Genomic DNA, 18131 nt, shown 5'->3' on the forward strand with positions numbered 1-18131 from the left:
TGCTACTTCTTGACCGAGAACGTTGTAGATTTTCAACGTTGTTTGTAAGGGCAATTCATGAATTGCCCCTACGGGAATTTCAAATCGAATCGTTGTTGTCGGATTAAACGGATTGGGATAGTTTTGTGTAATAACCTTGAAGGTTTATCATCGCTTTCTTCGTACTTTTATACCGATTTTTTTTATTGTATCACAAATTCAAAGAACTTATTATGCGAATAGGAATTCTCACTGGCGGAGGAGATGTTCCGGGATTAAATCCCTGTATTAAATCTGCTGTTATGCGTGCAACAGAAGAAGGACATGAAATGCTTGGTATTCGTTTGGGATGGGGGGGATTGTTGCATTTCAATCCCGATGATATACCGTCACAGCAACAATATATTCTTCCTCTCACGCGGGTGAATACACGGACGATTGACCGCACGGGAGGAACGTATCTTCATACGTCGCGCACGAATCCGTGTAAAGTAAAAACGAAAGAACTTCCGGAATTTTTGCGCGCGCAATTTGCTGTTGCGGAAAACATTGCTTCGGTTGATTGCACGAAACACATTCTTTCCGTGGTGCAGTATTTACGGCTTGATGGATTGATTGCTATAGGAGGAGATGATACGTTAAGTTATGCAGTGCGTTTGCATAAGGAGGGTGTGCCGATTATGTGTATTCCGAAAACGATGGACAATGATGTCTTTGGAACAGATTACTGCATTGGGTTTTCAACAGCAGTAACGCGCAGCGTGGATTTTATTCATGCGCTTCGTACACCAACGGGTTCGCACGAGAGAATTGCTATCGTTGAACTCTTTGGAAGATATTCGGGAGAAACATCGTTGATTGCGGCATATCTTGCCGGAGTTGACCGCGCAATTATTTCAGAAGTGGATTTTGATATTCAGCGATTAGTCGAGATGCTTGTTGATGACAGAAATAATAATCCGAGTAAGTATGCGATTATGACAATTTCCGAAGGGGCAAAACCGATAGGAGGAGAAATGATTATGAGTGGAGAAGCCGATGCGTACGGACATAAAAAACTTGGCGGCATCGGCGATTGGGTAAGTAAGGAAGTGGAATCGCGTTCGAATGTGCGCACCGTGTATCAGCAACTTGCATACTTGATGCGTAGCGGCGCTCCCGATGCGTTAGATTTGATGGTGGCAACTAGTTACGGGTATCTTGCCGCGGATTTGTTATTGAAGAAAGAAAGTGGACGAATGATTGTATTGCGCGACGGGAAATACACAACAGTTTCTGCAAATATCATTACCGAAGGAAGAAAGCGTGTGGATGTGAACGAGTTGTACGATGTTCGCCAGTATCGTGCGAAAGTTGCACATCTGCTTGGGAAACCAATGTTCTTGTATTAAGAATACTCCGTGTTTTTGCGCCTTTGTGGTAAAAATATTCTAACCACAAAGACACGAAGAAAAATTTATGCCTAAAACCATTACCAAATACACGTGCCAAAACTGCGGTTACGTTTCTCCGCGATGGAGCGGGAAATGTCCAAACTGCAACGAGTGGAATACGTTTGTGGAAGAAATCACTTCGACTGCGCAAAAGAAATCTTCGCATCATTTGAAAGAATCGGCGAACATTGTTCCGCTGGATAAAGTTGATGTTGAAGAAACCGAGCGCATCAAAACCAACATCGAAGAGTTTGACAGAGTGCTCGGTGGAGGAATTGTTCCGGGTTCAGTTGTGCTTGTTGGCGGCGACCCGGGCATTGGAAAATCAACATTGATGATGCAATTTGCCGGAGCGTTGAACGAGAAAGTTGTTCTCTACATTACCGGCGAAGAATCGTTGAAACAAGTTCGCTTGCGTTCGGAACGTTTGGGAATTTCTTCGATGAAAAACATTTTGCTTCTCGCCGAAACGAATATGGAAATTGTTACGGCATTGTTGAATGAACACGTTCCCGATGTTGCAATTGTGGATTCAATTCAAACAATGTATTACTCGCAAATGGAATCGCCTGCGGGAAGTGTTGGACAAGTGCGCGAATCCACTGCGGCGTTCACAAAGTTTGCGAAAGAAAAAAACATTCCCGTATTTCTTGTCGGCCACGTTACGAAAGAAGGAATGTTAGCGGGACCAAAAGTGATAGAACACATTGTTGATACCGTGTTGCAATTTGAAGGCGATAATCATTATTCATACAGAATATTGCGCGCGATAAAAAATCGTTTTGGCTCCACGAATGAAATAGGAATTTTTGAAATGCGCGATGTCGGGTTACGCGAGGTAAAAAATCCGAGTGAGGTGTTTCTATCTGAACGGAAATTTGGAAATGCCGGTTCAGCAGTTGTTGCAACAATCGAAGGAACGCGACCGATTCTTGTCGAAGTTCAAGCATTGGTTACCGATACGAGTTACAACATTCCGCAACGCAACGCAACTGGATTTGATTTGCGGCGATTGGCGATGTTGCTTGCGGTGTTGGAAAAACGTGCGCGTATTCAACTCGGAAAATCCGATGTGTTTGTGAATGTTGCTGGTGGAATTCGTATTGATGAGCCGGCAAGCGATTTAGGTATTGCTTCTTCTATCGTTTCAAGTTTTCGTAATCGAGCAATTGATGCGCAGAGTGTTGCAATCGGTGAAGTTGGTTTAGGTGGAGAGATACGAACGGTAAGCCAAATCGAACGAAGAGTGCAGGAAGCAATTAAACTTGGCTTCAAAAAAATAATTGTTCCGAAAAATAATTTGAAAGAAATTCGGAAGAATGGTGAAGTAGAGATTGTTGGTGTTGAAGGAGTTGAGCAAGCGATTTCTCAATTGATTGAGTGAATAGAACACAGATAACACTGATGGTACGGATTGATAAGGATAAAAATCAGTGAACATCAGTTTAATCCGTGTCATCCGTGTTCTATAAAAACAAATGAAACAAATCTTACTCGCTACAAACAACAAACACAAAGTCGAAGAAATAAAATCTATTCTCTCTGATTTGCAAATTGAAGTATTGAGTTTGAAAGATATTGGTATCGAAATCGAAGTTGATGAAGACGGAACAACGTTGGAAGAAAACGCGCTGAAAAAAGCAAAAGAAGTTTTTCGTGCAACAAATATTCCATCGCTTGCAGATGATACGGGATTAGAAGTGATTGAGTTGAATCGTGAACCGGGAGTGTACTCTGCAAGATATTCGGGAGAGAATGCAACATATCAAAGTAACTGTGAAAAACTCCTTTTCAATTTGAAAAATATTCCTGATGAAAAAAGAGCAGCGCAGTTTCGATGTGTTGTTACATTCGTAGCGCCCAATGTTGAAACAACAGTTGAAGGAATTTGTTCGGGAAAAATTCTTTCGGAAATGCGAGGAGAAAACGGTTTTGGTTACGACTCAATTTTTCTTTCCGATGGATTGACGAAAACATTTGCTGAACTTTCTTTGGAAGAAAAGAATAGTATTTCTCATCGCGGCAAAGCGCTGCACAAAATGAAAGAGGTTTTGAAAAAATATTTTCAAACAAAATAAGATTCCCGCTTTTTGCGATAAAGACATTTGCGACCGAGATTTTGCAAATCCAATGACAGATTCTTTTCGACAACATTTCTTTCTTTCTGAAAATATTGCATTTCAAAAATAGATTTTCAGAATTTCCTTCAGACACAATTTCGTTTTCTAAAACGTTACAGAAAGATTATTCAACAATTTTCCCAAAAAATACTTTGGTACGGGATTTGTAAGTAACAATGTGAAAACGAAATCATTTCATCAATCGGTTTCACATTTTATAAACAATATTTTCATAACATTATTTCAGAAAGAAAACATACTATGACACTCACACATTGGACTCCTGTCCGAACCATTGCTCGCATCAATCCCTTCAACAATATCTTTGAAGCGGAACATCGGATGAACAATTTGCTCAATTCGTTTTTCGCCAACGCAACTGCCGATGATACAGGAGTTGCTTGCAGTTATAGCCCAACTGCAGATATCGCAGAACTAGATGACAAATACGAAGTTGCCATCGAACTTCCGGGGATGAAGAAAGACGAAATAAAAATTACGTTGGAAAATAACACGCTTACGATAAGCGGTGAGAAGAAATTCTTAAACGAAAAAAAGAAGGATTCGTACCATCGTATCGAACGCGGATACGGACGTTTTGAGCGTTCGTTCACGCTTCCAACTTCCGTGAAAACGGATTCCATTGAAGCAAATTACAAAGACGGTGTGCTTTTGCTTTCCATTCCCAAAGCGGAAGAAGCAAAACCGAAAGTGATTGATGTAAAAGTCAGTTAACCGAAAGAACAAAAAAAAACGTCCCTAAGTTGGGACGTTTTTTTTAAAAATGTATCTGTGAAGAAAATAATGTTCTTACAATTGAATTCCAAGAGTGAAATATGATTGTGAGCCCATAACTCCATACATTAACGTTCCGAAATCGAATGTAAAATTTTCGTACACTATTCCTGTGCCAAGAGAAAATCCTGCAAGCCCCACACCGCTGGAAAGTTTCAATTCTTGTCTTTTCAAATTATTGTATCCTAAACGCGCGCGCAAATAGGGACCGATTTTAAACTCTCCTCCAACACTGAATGCACGAAGTTTGTCGGAAATATTTCCTTCATGATTTAAACGAAAAAACGTAAGATGTAAATTGACGGGAAGTCGTTCCGGGCGATGTGTGAAAGCAAATTTTACATCGAGCGGAAGTGGTTCGCGTGTGTTGATAAAACTCGAAAGTTGTGTTCCAACGTTTAAGATGCTGAATGCCATCGCAGTTCGTTTGTTAGAAAACTGATAGAGCAATCCTGCATCAATGGCAAATGCCGAAGAAGAGTAATCTGCAATGGAAGACGAAATAATTTTTACATTTCCTCCGACGAAAAAATTTCCACCGAACGGAAGTTGATGTTCCAATTTAGTTGCAATTCCGGAAATAAAAGCAATATCCAGTGCAGAAAATTCGTCAAGTTGTGTTCCAGAATTGTTTGTTCGTGTGAACGAACCGTAATTGGTAAAAAGAATACCTGCGCCCAAATAACCAAATTCAGGAATGTCTAAACCGTAACTTGCGTGTCCTTCCGATACATCGAGCAAAAGAGAGTTATAACCAAACGACGCTCGGGAATGTGAAAGGGTAGCAAGTGTTGCGGGGTTATAAAACATTGCATTGATTTCATCAGCAGTAGTAAGCAATCCTCCGCCTAATGCAGCAGCGCGCGCACCAACATCATTTCTCAAAAAACGAAACGTTGGGTTTTCGTTTGCCGGCAGAATTGCGGAAAGAAAAAAAAGTTGAATGAGGAAAGGAAAAAATTTTCTCGCTCTTAAACGTATGTGAAAACTTGATTGCATAGTGAAAATAAAAACGTGGGAAAAGATACAAAGACTTTCTATTTTATGCTTCATCAGGATTTTCGAGAAAAGTATTTTATTATTTCAAACTCTTTCTATATAATTGTGAGCAAAAGTGCCACATTTATTCATAATTTCTTGAGTGTTTTATGTCTCTAAAAAAACGACTACTAATTGTAGACGACGAAGAAGCGCTCCGCAATATTTTGTATCAGGAATTAACTGCGGAGGGTTATGAAGTTGATTCTTTAAATGAAGGTTCAAAAGTTGTTGACACTTTAAAATCAATACAATACGATTTGCTGTTACTCGATATCAGTATGCCGCATATGAGTGGTTTTGAAGTTCTAGAAAAAATGAAAGAATCGCACGTGAAAATCAAAACAGTGATGCTATCCGGTTTCGACGACTTGAAAAATGCCATTCTGGCAACACGATTAGGCGCAGTTGGTTTTATCAGTAAACCGTTTCGCTTTTATGACGTTCTTACGGAAGTAGAAAAAGCATTGACCAAATAAAATCGTTTCTCACTTTGTATGAATAGCGATTTTTTCTCTTCATCGGTATTGTTTTCAATTCACTGAAAGGATTTGTTTTCTCTTGTTCAACAATGAATGCAATTGATTCAGTGAAAGTAATTCCTATCGTTGCCCCCTGCACAAAACAGTTTGTTTAGATGTCATCACGTACTTACTTTACGTCCGATGTTTCCTTGGTTTTCTGTAACAGTATTTCTATAAATGGATAACGATTTATACACAATTCAAGCAGTTCGCGAATTTGTGCAGAAAGCAAAAGATGCACAATTGCAATTTCGTGAATATTCTCAGGAAAAAGTGGACCGAATTGTCAAAGCGATGGTAGATGCAGGTTTTGATGCCGCAGAATATTTGGGAAAATTAGCGCACGAAGAAACCGGTTTTGGTAAAGTAGAAGACAAAAAAAAGAAGAACGAATTTGCAACACGACACGTGTGGGATTCTATCAAAGATTTGAAAACAGTTGGAGTTATTCGCCAAGACAAACAAAATAACGTTATAGAAATTGCCGAACCAATGGGAGTTGTATGCGCGCTTATTCCTTCGACAAATCCTACGTCAACGGTAATGTTCAAATCCATTATTTCCGTGAAAGGAAGAAACGCAATTGTTGCAAGTCCGCATCCGCGCGCAATAAACTGCACGTGGAATGCAATGAAAATAATCCGCGAAGCCGCTGAGTCTGCTGGTGCGCCGCAAAATCTACTCTCGTGTTTAACAGCGCCAACAATGGATGCGACCAATGAATTGATGAAGCACAAACTTGTTTCCATCATCCTTGCAACGGGAAGTAATTCGATGGTACGTGCGGCGTATAGTTCGGGAAAACCTGCGTACGGTGTTGGTTCCGGAAACGTTCCGGCATTTATTGAACGTAGCGCAAATATAAAAAAAGCAGTGGCGGATATTATCAGTGGAAAACTTTTTGATTACGGCGTACTTTGTTCAACGGAAAGCGGATTGATTTGTGATAGACACGTAAAGAGCGAAGTAATAGAAGAAATGAATAAACACGGTGCATATTTTTGTTCTCGTGAAGATAAAGAAAAACTTGCGCGAACGATGTTTGATACACGTGGCTCAATCAATGCGAATATGGTGGGAAAATCTGCTGCATTCATTGCGCAAAATGCAGGAATAAAAATTCCCGAAACAACTTCTGTGCTCGTTGCGGAAGTTGAATCAGTTGGAAAACAAGAACCGCTTTCACGCGAAAAACTTTCTCCCGTGCTTTCATTTATGACCGCTGACGATTGGCGCGAAGGTTGCCATCGTTGCATTGAAATGCTTGAGTTTGGCGGAATTGGGCATACAATGGTGATTCATTCGTCGAATGAAGATATTATTATGAAATTTGCGATGGAAAAACCTGCATTTCGAATTCTCGTCAATACACAATCTGCGCTTGGCGCTGTTGGTTTTACAACAGGATTAAAACCTTCGATGACGTTAGGGCCCGGAACAATTGGCGGTTCAATTATTTCGGATAATGTTTCTGCGATTCATATGATAAATGTGAAACGACTTGCATACGAAACAAATCCTATCAATCCAATAGAGAATAATTCTTCGCCAAAAATCGAAATCAAAGAAGTTTCAATTTCAACTCCTATAAAAGAAATTCCATTGAAAGAAACTGTTCGACACGTTGAACAACTTCCACAAACAACATCAAGCGGTTCGTGGCTCGATATTATTGATGAGCGTATTCGTTTGAAAGCAGGCAATGTTCCTGTACTATTAAAACAAGAAGTACATCCTTCGCAACAAACGCAACAATTTTCTCCTTCCGACAAAAAACTCGGAATGGGAATTTCCATTGAGGAAGTCAATACAATAATTCAGAAATTTTCAACGTAACTTTTTGTACAAAAAAATAATATGACAAAAGAATGAACCTGATTAGCAAATTCATACTTTTTATTTTTGTAAGTATTTCGTTTCAGCAACTTTATTCGCAACAGCAGGAACTTGATACTTCTTCACAAAAAACAAATTATCTACTCAAAGAAGTAATTATTACTCCAACTCGTCGCGCAACGGAAGATGCTTTTGTCCCAAGAAATACTTCTGTGATATCAAAAGAACAATTGTTCGAAAAAACCGCGTCAACAACTCCCGACGCATTGCACGAACTTCCCGGGGTAACAATTCAAAAAACAAACTTAGGCGGAGGTTCTCCATACATTCGTGGTTTAACGGGAAAACAAGTATTGATACTCATTGATGGAGTTCGATTCAATAATTCAACGTTTCGATTTGGTCCGAATCAATATCTCAATACCATTGATCCATTTATTATCAATCGCATAGAAGTTGTGCGCGGTCCAGGTTCTGTGCAATATGGCTCCGATGCATTGGGAGGTGTAATAAATATCATCACGCGTCCACAATTTTTTTCTCCCGAACAATTTTCCGTCAAACTTTTTGAGCAAGTTTCTTCTGCCGTCAAAGGAAGCGCGTCGCATTTTGATGTGAGTGGAAAATACAATAAGATGATTCTTCAAGTTGGAGGAAGTATCAAGAATTACGGTGATGTTCGCGCAGGAAGTGGTGCAAGTATTCTTGGGGCAGTTGATAAAAACGGCGTTCAACCGTTTACCGGATACAAAGAATATAATTTCAACGCGTCGGCGTTGTATTCTTTTTCCGATGAACACTCGCTTCGAAGCAGTTATTTTTTTACAAAACAAACCGATGTTCCACGCAGTGATAAACTCATTGCGTCGTTGCGCAATACGAAACCGGATTCAATTCATCATTTTCATCCGCAGCAATCGCAAATTGCGATGCTTGATTACAACGGAAAAAATATTTCGTTCTTTTCTGAAATCGGAGTTTCGCTTTCTTCCATTCAGCAAATTGAAGGAAGAACAATTCGCAAATGGCACGATACAAAAACACGCACAGAAGCCGATTCTGTGCGAACGCTTGGAATAAATGCGTATGGATTTATTCCGTGGGGAGTCAACACGTTTTCAGCGGGTTTCGAATTGTACGGTGATAAAATATTTTCTTCTCGATTCGATAAAAAAGATAATGGAACGATAGAGAAGAAAAACGGAAAGTATCCGAATGATTCGCGGTATTCGTCGTTGGGAATATTTGTTCAAGATGAAATCAGCGTTTCGGAAAATTTTCTTCTCAATCTCGGTACACGGTATTCGCGCAATACAGTCAAGGTGGATTATCAAGAACTAAAATTTGATATTATCAATTCGCCGTTGATTTTTGACAATGTACATAAATCCTATTCCGATGTTACGTGGAGCGCTGAAGGATTATACAAAGTGCATACTGATGTGAATCTGTTCGCAACTGTTTCCCGCGGATTTCGTTCTCCGAATATTGATGACATTGCGGCAAACGGCGAATGGGCGGGCGGAACCGATATTCCAAATCCGTCATTGAATCCCGAAAAAGTTATTCAGTACGAAACGGGAATGAAATACGTTAATGAACATATTTCCGCAACAGTTTCATACTTCGTCGGAAAGTACAATGATTTGATACAGCGAGTGAAGTATGAAAAAGATGTCCATAATGTTCAACTCTATCGTTTTGAAAATTTTACCCGCGCAACAATCAGCGGTTTGGAAATTTCTGCAAAATGGAAAATGAATTTGAATAATTCTTCTATGATAACAACAAGCGGAAATTATTCTTTTGCAAACGGTAAAAATGATGATACCGATGAATATCTTTCAAAAATCCCTGCATCAAATATGTTATTGAGTTTTCGATTTGATAATTTCGAGAGAGCCATGTTTGCGGAAATGTTTGCGCAATTTTCATCGGCACAGACGAAATTATCTTCCGCAGATAAAAGCGACCCGCGCATTCCGCCGGACGGAACGCCTGCTTGGAATACTTTGAATCTTCGCAGCGGTGTTGCGTTGTTTGAGCATTTCAATCTCAACGCAGGACTCTATAATATTTTTGACAAACGATATCGTGTTCACGGTTCAGGTCTTGATGCGTACGGAAGAAACGTTGTTCTTGGAATTGGTATAACCATTTAATTTTCTTTTACCAATAATGCGTTAGTGAAAACTGTGTGAAGTACTGATGAGAATTTCACACAGTTTTTTTTATGAAAAAAAAATCTTTCGACATACAAAAACTGCCGCGCTCGTTTTATTTGCAACCGACAATAACCGTCGCAAAAAAACTTCTCGGAAAACTTTTTGTTCGAAAATACGATAATGAATTTCTAATCGGAAAAATCGTTGAAGTCGAAGCGTATCGTTTCAACGATAAAGCAAGTCATTCGTATCGCGGGAAAACAAAACGCAATGAAGTGATGTTTGCATCAGGCGGAACATTGTACGTGTATTTTACCTACGGGATGCACTTTTGCGCGAATGTTGTAACAGAACAGGAAGGAAAAGGTTGCGCAGTTCTCTTACGAGGAATGGAACCTCTTGAAGGAATTGCAACAATGAAAAAGAATAGAAGCCATTATATAGAGAAAAAATCGGTTTCACAACTGACCAACGGACCTGCAAAAATTTGTCAGTCGTTTTTATTGGGAAGAAATGAAAACGGAGCAGATTTACTTGCCGATGAAATATTTATTGCAGAGAATAATAAAGAAGGAAATTCCTTTCAAATAGAATCCTCCGCGAGAATAGGAATTCGGGAAGGTTATGGAGAGAAAAAGAAATGGAGATTTTTTCTAAAAAATAATCCATTTGTGTCAGTACAGTGAGGCAGAATGTGTGCAAAAAAATTTTCTACCATTTCCTTTAAAAACGTTTTTTTTTGCCGATAATAAAAATAGTGGGCTATCATTCACGCACTCGTTCAAATTTTTTTAACAACCTTTATTTCTTCTATTTCTTTCGCTTCAGTGTATGAAACGAAAATATAAAATCCTCGTTGTTGACGACACGGAAATTAACGTCGAATTATTGACGGATATTCTCAAAGAATTCCGATACGATGTCCTTTCAGCAAACGACGGAATGGAAGCGCTTGCCGTAGTGCAAACGCACAAACCGGATTTGATTCTCCTTGATATTTCGATGCCAAGAATGGACGGTTATGAAACGTGCGTGCAACTAAAAAGCAAAACCGAAACAGAGTGGATTCCTATCATTATCGTAACCGCGCTTCAGGATTTGCCTTCTAAAATAAAAGCGATTGAATCCGGCGCAGATGATTTTATTGCAAAACCATTCAATAAAATAGATTTAAAAGCGCGAGTGAAATCATTACTTCGCATTGTAGATTTGCGCGAAAGTATTCTCGAAAGAAATCGCGAGATTCAATTGTTGAGCGCAATGCGAAACGAAGTAACGCATACCCTTGTCCATTCATTGCAAACGCAATTGGCGGGGACGATGGCGATAACGGAAAAAATGTTGAAACAAACCGATACGCTTTCCGAGGAAGTACAAACGATGTTGAAGGAGGTTCAAAAAAATATACATGCGGGGAATCAAACATTGCGTGCGCTCTTTTTGTTAGAAAAACAGGAACAAAAAGTTATTTTGAAAAAAGAAGAAATGTCGTTGCGCGATATGTTGCGAAATTCAGTAAAGAATTTTCGAACCATATTAACGACGAATGAAAAAATTGAAGAGCAGATTCCTCCTGCGCTTCCTTCTGTTACCGCTGACAAAGAATTGCTTCAACGTGTCATTTCCAGTTTACTCGTGAACGCTTGGAAACACGCAAAACCTTTATTACGCGAAATAAAAGTCTCTGCGATACTCGACTTAAAAGGAGGAGTGCAGGTAACTATTTCCGATAATGGCGAAGGACTTCCGGTGGATGAAAAAGAAAATGTTTTTGAAAAGCAGGAACATATTGGCGGCGCGAGACTTCGGCACGAAACCGGCGGCGAACTTTCGTTTTGTAAAAAATTAGTTGAACTTCACGGCGGAAGAATGTGCGTAGATTCTTCTTACGGAAAAGGCGCGGCAATTACGTTTTTCCTTCCCTTAAAATAATTTTCATTCGTCGAGATTTTTTATTTCTTTTTTTTAATAAAGAAAAAGGAACTATTCTTTTTATTTTTTGCTTTTGGATTGTAAATTTTCCCGCCAAAACAAGAAATAATTTTCCAAACAATGCTCTTGAGACTGCTCATTTGCGCATTCATCGCTCTGACAAACATTGTGCATGCGCAACAGAATAAGTTTTCGATTTGTCAAGAAGAACAAATGTTCACATCGTCGAAACAAAACTTTGACGATGGAAACCTTGAACAATCGATGTTTGAATTTCAGGCGTTTCTTCAGCAGTATCCCGTTTCTCTTCATCGTGAAAAAGCGTTGTATTTGCAATGCGAATGTTTGTATTATCTCGGCAAGTACGACGAAGCACGCGTTCATTATCGTTCCTTCTTTGAAGAAAATCCGTTTTCATTATATGCTGTCAATGTATCAATGCGATTGGGAGAACTTGCATTTACTTCGGAACAGTTTGATACGGCGATAACATACTACGCATCTGTTTTAGAAAAAACTGCAGATGAAAAAACTTCTTCGCGAGCGGCGTATTTTATCGGAGAAGCGTTTGCACACCTTGGCGATACGTCGAAAGCAATCCACTATGTTTTACTTTCGCTTACGTTTGACTCAGTCTCGGATAATTGCGTGCGTACCAAATTTTTTGGCAGTGAACTCTTTTACAAACAAAGACAATTCGACGCTGCGCTCACAATGATTTCTTCTTTGCCACCCACTATTTCGTTTTCACAATTTTATTTCGCACAGTTGCGTATCATCGAAATACTTTGCGAACAAAAAAAATATGCAGAAGCGTTGCAAACAATTACAAACGTGAACAGCGATTCTTTGGACGAATTTCAAAAAGCGTCGCTGGATATATGGAAGATACAGACGTACGAAGGGATGAAAGATATCGCAACGACAAGTGCATTGTGCGAAAAATTTTTGCGTGCATATCCACAACATATTCAATCGGAAAACATGCGGTTGCTATTGGGAAAAACGTATTTAAAAGAGCAAAGGTATTTTGAAGCGGAAGAAATATTGAGCGATGTATTGAAAACGAATATAGAAAACAGAAATGAGATTGAGTTGTATCTTGGTTTCGCGATGAAGAATGCTGGGAAAAACGATGAAGCGTCGCGTATGTTTGCAAATGTTGTACACGATAGTGATTCACAGTATTATTGTTATGGATTGTTTGCGTTGGCATTGTTAGATTTTCAAGAAAACAAATTGGAAATAGCAGAGAAAAAATTTTTTACGCTCATTGAGAGATTGCATAGCAAACAACGTACGGAGTATGATTCAATATTGCTAGGCGAAAGTTATCGAATGCTTGGCGAAACATATTTTGCGCGAAAAAATTTTATCAATGCACAAGCTGTATTCGACAGTGCGCAAATGTTGTTGAGTAATGATTCGTTGAAGAATCAAGCATTATTGCGCGAAGCGTTTTCGTATTACAAATTGAATATGTTTGAAGTTGCCGGAAATCATTTTCAGCGCGCTGTTCTTCATCCACACTCATCAATAGACGAAACGTTTTTTTGGACTGGTGAATCATATTTTCGTGCAGGAAATTTTTTGGAAGCAAAACGGTTTTATTCACAAATCACGACGAAGTACACATCCAGTAAGAGATTCGATGAAGCGATGTTTGGATACGGATGCGCATCGTTTGCTTTGAAAAAATTTCGTGAAGCGGAAAATGTTTTTGAACGTATCATCGTAGAATATCCATCGTCGCCGCTTGTTCTTGATTCATATTTGCGCTTAGGAGATTCTTATTATTATTTAAAAGAATATAAAAATGCGGCAGCGGCGTACCGAAAAATATTAGAGAAATATCCACAGTGTAACGAAAGTGATTATGCAACATATCAGCTGGCGCAAACACGTTACCGCAACGGAGAAACAGAGGATGCCGTATTGCAACTCCGCAATTTACAACGGCAATTTCCACAATCATTACTTCGAGACAAAGCGCAATATTCGATTGGAAAAATTTATTTTCAGGAAAAAAACTTCCCCCATGCAATTACGGAATTTGAAATATTGCAAACGAAATATCCCGAAAGCGCATTCATCCCAAGAGGAATAGTAGGTATCGGCGATTGTTATTATAATCTCGCACAATATGAAAAAGCAATCGTGTCGTACCAAAAAGTGTTAAAGAATTTTCCGACGAGCGATGATGTAGATTTTGCATTGCAGGGAATTACGTATTCATATACTATCCAGAATAATGAAGAGGAAGCAAAACGATTGATAGATGAATTTTATGAAACATATCCACAGAAAAAAAAGTGATGAGCATATTCTCCATTTTCGCTGAAACATTCATTGTCTTGTCCGTAATTTTTACACTTACGATTTCTGCACAGCAAATTGATTCTGCGAGACAAGAATCTTCATTTCCTTCGTTTGACGAAATGGAATTCGATATTACTGGAACGGAGATAATTTCATTGCCGCCTTTATCCAAACATCCAGTTGACGATGTGCATTTTTTTGATGTTCGAAAAGTTCGTATTGAATTGCCTGAGCATCGTCTTTTTTTTGTTGATAAAACGAGGAACGATGAAATTTCCGAAACCGATTCAATGTCGCGAATGCAAGGTCGTGCGTTGTTGAGTTACGGAAGATTTACAACTCCTCATTTGGAAGCAAGTTATGCCTCAAGTCATTCTCGTAGTTCTTTTTTTGCAGAAGGAATGTATGAATCAAGTAACGGATTAGTGAGGAAACCGAATTCCGATTATGAGCAAATGTCGTTTTCATTTTCAGGAAAAACAAATATTGCCAATTGGAATTTATCAAATGATGACATAATCGTAAGCGGGAAATTCCAGATCGCAACACACCAATATCGTTTTTTCGGTTCAACGACTCCTTCGTTACAACGGAAAACAACGAATGTGGGAATTTATTCTGAAATCGAACCTTTGAAATTGTTGAATACAGAACACCAATTTTTTTTGTCGTGGAATTCGTTTTTCATCAACGATTTGCTTACTCGTTCTGAACATCATTTGCAAATTGCAGGAGAAGGTATACAAACGTTCAATGATATGAAGATTCAAACGAATGGAAATATTTCGCTCAATTTTTTACAACATGCACGTTCTTATCCATTCATCGTTTCAGTAGCAGGACAAACAGAAATTCTGAAATCGAATCGTTCAAAAACCATAGTTGGCATCGAAGGATTTTTGTATCAACATTCAAATAGTGTTTTGCAAGCGTCGCTTTATCCACAATTACGATATACGTATTCTTCTGCTCCATACTGGACGATTTCACTCTTGCTGCATCCACGTGTGCAACGGCAAACAATGTTTCAACTATTGACCATACATCCGTACGTCGAGAATCGTTCGGAAATTTTTTATCAGAATATTTTTCTTGATGGTTTGCTCGAAGGAACATATCATCCGACATCCGTTCTTACGATTCATTCATCGCTGGTATTTCAGAAGAGTTCCAAGTATCCGATATTCAGAGATACATTGATGCAAGGGAAATGGTTTCCTGATTATACCGGATTGACCACACTTCTTGAATGGTCTTCACAAGCGCACTATAGTTTGAAAACCAAAAACACGCTTTACGGAGAAATCGTGTTGCGTTCTATTTCTAACAACAGTTTGAAAAATTCAACCGAACTTGCGTATATTCACGCCGCAGAATTGAACGGCGGCTACGTACATCATTTTGATTTTGCGTTGGAAACGGAAATTCGATGTTCGTTTTTGGTGCGAGAGAAAACACAAACACTTGGCAACGTTTTACTTACGGATATGTTGTTCCGTTATCCGTTGAATCGGAATTTCAGTATGCGCGGAAGTATCAACAATCTTTTTGACGAAACATATTTTGTATGGGAAAACTATCGCGGAGAACGTTTGTTTTATGCAATCGGGGTCGTAGGTCGTTGGTAATTTATCGTCTTATACAATTAATTAATTCGGAGATTCTTATGCTTAAAAATTTCAATCAATTTCGTTTAGTTTCAGTTATAGTATTCATTGCATTTTTCTGTTCTTTTTCTACAACGTGCTTTTCGGCAACGAAGGAACGATCGGACGAACAAAAGTTTTCTGTTTCTGAAAGCGGAAAACTTATTCTCAAATCCAATGTCGGCGACGTAGATATTACCGCAGGAAAAAATGATGAAGTATCTATTCAGGTAAAAATAAAAGGCACAGAAAAAAAAGTTGATAAATTTAAAACAAATTTCAAGCAAGTAGGAAACAATATTACCGTTGAAGGAGATTTTGAAAAAAATATTGTGGACAAATTTAAGTTCGGTTTGTTCCGTTCATCATCGTTAGATGTAAAATTTATCATATCGCTTCCCGAGCAATTTATCACCGATATTACTACTGCGGGAGGACAAATAAAAATAAAAGGAATGAAAAACAAACAAGTGGGAAAAACTTCCGGTGGAGAAGTAACCGTTGAAAATTGCGTTGCAGAATTGAGGCTCGCAACTTCTGGAGGAGATATGGAAGTTCGCAATTCGATTGGCAATGCTAATTTACGAACTTCCGGCGGGGACATACGAATTAAAAATTCTCCAGGCGATCTTGAATTGAAAACATCCGGCGGTGATATTGAACTGGATGAAGTAGAAGGAAAAATCAAAGGAGAAACATCCGGCGGGGAAATAGATGTGCGGGCAAAAGGTAATAAGGGAATGGATTTGAAAACATCCGGCGGCAATATAACTATCAAACTTCCTCAATCCGCAAAAGGAGTTTTGGATGCTTCAACCTTTGGCGGGGAAGTGCATTGCGATTTGCCTCACGAAACTGTTGGAAAAGTGAAGAAGACCAAAATGAAAGCAAACATCAACGGCGGCGGCGAGTTAATGCTATTGAAAACTTCTGGCGGTGAGATTCGAGTAGAAAGTTTTTAGGAACATACAGACAATTTTTTCTCAACGTTTTTTACAACGAATACTAAAATAATCTCACTTTCCTATTCTTCTTGTTACCACTAGTGTTTGCAAACGATAGATACGTTTTGCGTACACACGGAGTCCGCTTTACTAATTTTGGGAATCCCGAAGGCGAATACTTTCATTTATACAACACATCAATTCTATAATTCAAGGAGAATATTTCCATGAGTCTATTTTCGCTTGCAGTCAAAGGAGGCATCATGATGCTTCCGATATTTCTCTGTTCATTGCTTGCCGTTTATGTAGTGATTGAACGGTATTTGCTGTTGCGTTTAACTCATATTGACGTTCACTATTTTCTTGCGAATGTTCGCGAAGCATTTCGAAAACATCATATTGCGGGGGTAGAGGAATTATGTATGAAAACCCAAGCGTCGCTCGCTATGATTCTTCAACGGGGAGTCAGCAAACATTCATTAGGACACAGTTCAGTAAAAGAAGCGATTGAAAATGCAGGTCGCGAAGAAATATATCGTCTCGAAAAACATTTGAATTGGCTTGCAACGATTGCCGGTATTGCACCGATGTTAGGATTTTTAGGAACGGTAACAGGAATGATTTCTACGTTTCAACAAATTGAAGTGCAAGGAGCAAACGTTGTTCCTTCCGATTTAGCGGGCGGAATTTGGGAAGCGTTGATAACAACAGCATTCGGGTTGATGGTGGGAATTCCTGCGTATGCGTTCTACAATTATTTTGTATCACGTGTTGAAAAATTTGTGCACGAATTGGAAATAGCGGCGACAGAAAGTATTGATGTACTCAGTGAAAATAACGGACAAGTGAATGAAAAAATTTCCGTTGAACGCACAGTACTTTCTCAACCGAAACTTCCTCCAACTTCTACGATTGCATACTCGCCGAAAAAACGCACTTTTGGCGACGATGATTTCTTTTCTGCTCAATAAAAAAACACGCGATGAAATTTCATACGGAAAACAAAGTGCTTACGATGTTCAGCGTATCTTCATTGACGGATGTCGTTTTTCTCTTGTTAATATTTTTTCTCATCTCCTCATCATTTATTGTTTATCCCGGAATACGCGTGCAATTGCCAAGTGCTGAACAAACAACACCGCAATCGGAAAAACAAATTACCTTGACAATTACGGAAAATGGTTTGTATTATATCAACAGTCAACGAGTGCTATTGAAAGAATTGGGAGAACAACTTTCTGAGAAACTTGGAAATGAAAAAGACAAACTCATCATTATCAATGCGGACAAATCAATTTCGTTGCAACGCGCAATCGAAGTGATGGATATAGCGAAAAGTATTGGCGCATCGAAATTTCTTATCGCGACTGTTCAACAACAACACACATCGCGAAAATAAT

At 38.9% G+C, this 18131-nt stretch carries 15 protein-coding genes; 14 read left to right on the forward strand and 1 reads right to left on the reverse strand.

The window, feature by feature from the left end; all coding sequences use genetic code 11:
* Positions 1–212 precede the first annotated feature (212 nt).
* From FJ218_01280 to FJ218_01295, 4 genes are all read left to right on the forward strand, one after another.
* Positions 213–1370 carry a phosphofructokinase gene (locus tag FJ218_01280; protein ID MBM4165550.1) on the forward strand — a complete coding sequence of 386 codons (1158 nt, stop codon included), beginning with the start codon at positions 213–215 and terminating at the stop codon, positions 1368–1370.
* Between the two features lie 67 nt (positions 1371–1437).
* Positions 1438–2796, forward strand: coding sequence for a DNA repair protein RadA (gene radA / locus FJ218_01285; GenBank protein MBM4165551.1), 1359 nt, complete (start codon positions 1438–1440; stop codon positions 2794–2796).
* Positions 2797–2890: 94 nt separating this feature from the next.
* Positions 2891–3490, forward strand: coding sequence for an XTP/dITP diphosphatase (locus tag FJ218_01290; protein ID MBM4165552.1), 600 nt, complete (start codon positions 2891–2893; stop codon positions 3488–3490).
* A gap of 303 nt (positions 3491–3793) precedes the next feature.
* Complete coding sequence (locus FJ218_01295; protein ID MBM4165553.1) at positions 3794–4267, forward strand: Hsp20/alpha crystallin family protein; 474 nt, start codon at positions 3794–3796, stop codon at positions 4265–4267.
* 75 nt (positions 4268–4342) lie between these two features.
* Here FJ218_01295 and FJ218_01300 read toward each other — a convergent pair whose 3' ends face one another.
* Positions 4343–5380: a PorV/PorQ family protein gene (locus FJ218_01300; protein MBM4165554.1), complete on the reverse strand. Its 1038-nt coding sequence runs from the start codon at positions 5378–5380 to the stop codon at positions 4343–4345.
* Positions 5381–5475: 95 nt separating this feature from the next.
* On the opposite strand from FJ218_01300, the gene FJ218_01305 reads away from it, so the two are divergent.
* From FJ218_01305 to FJ218_01350, 10 genes are all read left to right on the forward strand, one after another.
* A complete protein-coding gene (locus FJ218_01305) occupies positions 5476–5844 on the forward strand; it encodes a response regulator (protein MBM4165555.1) in 369 nt (122 codons plus the stop codon).
* Between the two features lie 222 nt (positions 5845–6066).
* Positions 6067–7725: an acetaldehyde dehydrogenase (acetylating) gene (locus FJ218_01310; GenBank protein ID MBM4165556.1), complete on the forward strand. Its 1659-nt coding sequence runs from the start codon at positions 6067–6069 to the stop codon at positions 7723–7725.
* Between the two features lie 32 nt (positions 7726–7757).
* The gene (locus tag FJ218_01315; GenBank protein ID MBM4165557.1) at positions 7758–9887 is read left to right on the forward strand and encodes a TonB-dependent receptor; all 2130 of its coding nucleotides are present in this window, start codon (positions 7758–7760) and stop codon (positions 9885–9887) included.
* Between the two features lie 71 nt (positions 9888–9958).
* Positions 9959–10576, forward strand: a complete 618-nt coding sequence (locus FJ218_01320; protein MBM4165558.1) for a DNA-3-methyladenine glycosylase — start codon at positions 9959–9961, stop codon at positions 10574–10576.
* Positions 10577–10721: 145 nt separating this feature from the next.
* Positions 10722–11822 carry a response regulator gene (locus FJ218_01325; GenBank protein MBM4165559.1) on the forward strand — a complete coding sequence of 367 codons (1101 nt, stop codon included), beginning with the start codon at positions 10722–10724 and terminating at the stop codon, positions 11820–11822.
* 120 nt (positions 11823–11942) lie between these two features.
* On the forward strand, positions 11943–14138 hold the full coding sequence (locus FJ218_01330; GenBank protein ID MBM4165560.1) for a tetratricopeptide repeat protein: 2196 nt from the start codon (positions 11943–11945) through the stop codon (positions 14136–14138).
* Complete coding sequence (locus tag FJ218_01335; GenBank protein MBM4165561.1) at positions 14138–15769, forward strand: TonB-dependent receptor; 1632 nt, start codon at positions 14138–14140, stop codon at positions 15767–15769. The genes FJ218_01330 and FJ218_01335 overlap by 1 nt, the downstream gene beginning before the upstream one ends.
* On the forward strand, positions 15709–16749 hold the full coding sequence (locus FJ218_01340) for a DUF4097 domain-containing protein (GenBank protein ID MBM4165562.1): 1041 nt from the start codon (positions 15709–15711) through the stop codon (positions 16747–16749). The genes FJ218_01335 and FJ218_01340 overlap by 61 nt, the downstream gene beginning before the upstream one ends.
* Before the next feature lie 209 nt (positions 16750–16958).
* On the forward strand, positions 16959–17702 hold the full coding sequence (locus tag FJ218_01345; GenBank protein MBM4165563.1) for a MotA/TolQ/ExbB proton channel family protein: 744 nt from the start codon (positions 16959–16961) through the stop codon (positions 17700–17702).
* Positions 17703–17713: 11 nt separating this feature from the next.
* A complete protein-coding gene (locus tag FJ218_01350) occupies positions 17714–18130 on the forward strand; it encodes a biopolymer transporter ExbD (GenBank protein ID MBM4165564.1) in 417 nt (138 codons plus the stop codon).
* The last annotated feature ends 1 nt before the right edge of the window (position 18131 follow it).

The organism is Ignavibacteria bacterium, from assembly GCA_016873775.1.
Classification (GTDB): Bacteria; Bacteroidota; Ignavibacteria; order UBA10030; family F1-140-MAGs086; genus JAGXRH01.

Excerpts from the sequence above, each read along its gene's own strand:
- FJ218_01280 (MBM4165550.1), top strand. The coding sequence starts at position 213 with ATGCGAATAGGAATTCTCACTGGCGGAGGAGATGTTCCGGGATTAAAT.
- FJ218_01295 (MBM4165553.1), top strand. The coding sequence starts at position 3,794 with ATGACACTCACACATTGGACTCCTGTCCGAACCATTGCTCGCATCAAT.
- FJ218_01335 (MBM4165561.1), top strand. The coding sequence starts at position 14,138 with ATGAGCATATTCTCCATTTTCGCTGAAACATTCATTGTCTTGTCCGTA.
- FJ218_01330 (MBM4165560.1), top strand. The coding sequence starts at position 11,943 with ATGCTCTTGAGACTGCTCATTTGCGCATTCATCGCTCTGACAAACATT.
- FJ218_01320 (MBM4165558.1), top strand. The coding sequence starts at position 9,959 with ATGAAAAAAAAATCTTTCGACATACAAAAACTGCCGCGCTCGTTTTAT.
- FJ218_01290 (MBM4165552.1), top strand. The coding sequence starts at position 2,891 with ATGAAACAAATCTTACTCGCTACAAACAACAAACACAAAGTCGAAGAA.
- FJ218_01325 (MBM4165559.1), top strand. The coding sequence starts at position 10,722 with ATGAAACGAAAATATAAAATCCTCGTTGTTGACGACACGGAAATTAAC.
- FJ218_01340 (MBM4165562.1), top strand. The coding sequence starts at position 15,709 with ATGGGAAAACTATCGCGGAGAACGTTTGTTTTATGCAATCGGGGTCGT.
- FJ218_01300 (MBM4165554.1), bottom strand. The coding sequence starts at position 5,380 with ATGAAGCATAAAATAGAAAGTCTTTGTATCTTTTCCCACGTTTTTATT.
- FJ218_01305 (MBM4165555.1), top strand. The coding sequence starts at position 5,476 with ATGTCTCTAAAAAAACGACTACTAATTGTAGACGACGAAGAAGCGCTC.
- FJ218_01315 (MBM4165557.1), top strand. The coding sequence starts at position 7,758 with ATGAACCTGATTAGCAAATTCATACTTTTTATTTTTGTAAGTATTTCG.
- FJ218_01350 (MBM4165564.1), top strand. The coding sequence starts at position 17,714 with ATGAAATTTCATACGGAAAACAAAGTGCTTACGATGTTCAGCGTATCT.
- FJ218_01310 (MBM4165556.1), top strand. The coding sequence starts at position 6,067 with ATGGATAACGATTTATACACAATTCAAGCAGTTCGCGAATTTGTGCAG.
- radA (MBM4165551.1), top strand. The coding sequence starts at position 1,438 with ATGCCTAAAACCATTACCAAATACACGTGCCAAAACTGCGGTTACGTT.
- FJ218_01345 (MBM4165563.1), top strand. The coding sequence starts at position 16,959 with ATGAGTCTATTTTCGCTTGCAGTCAAAGGAGGCATCATGATGCTTCCG.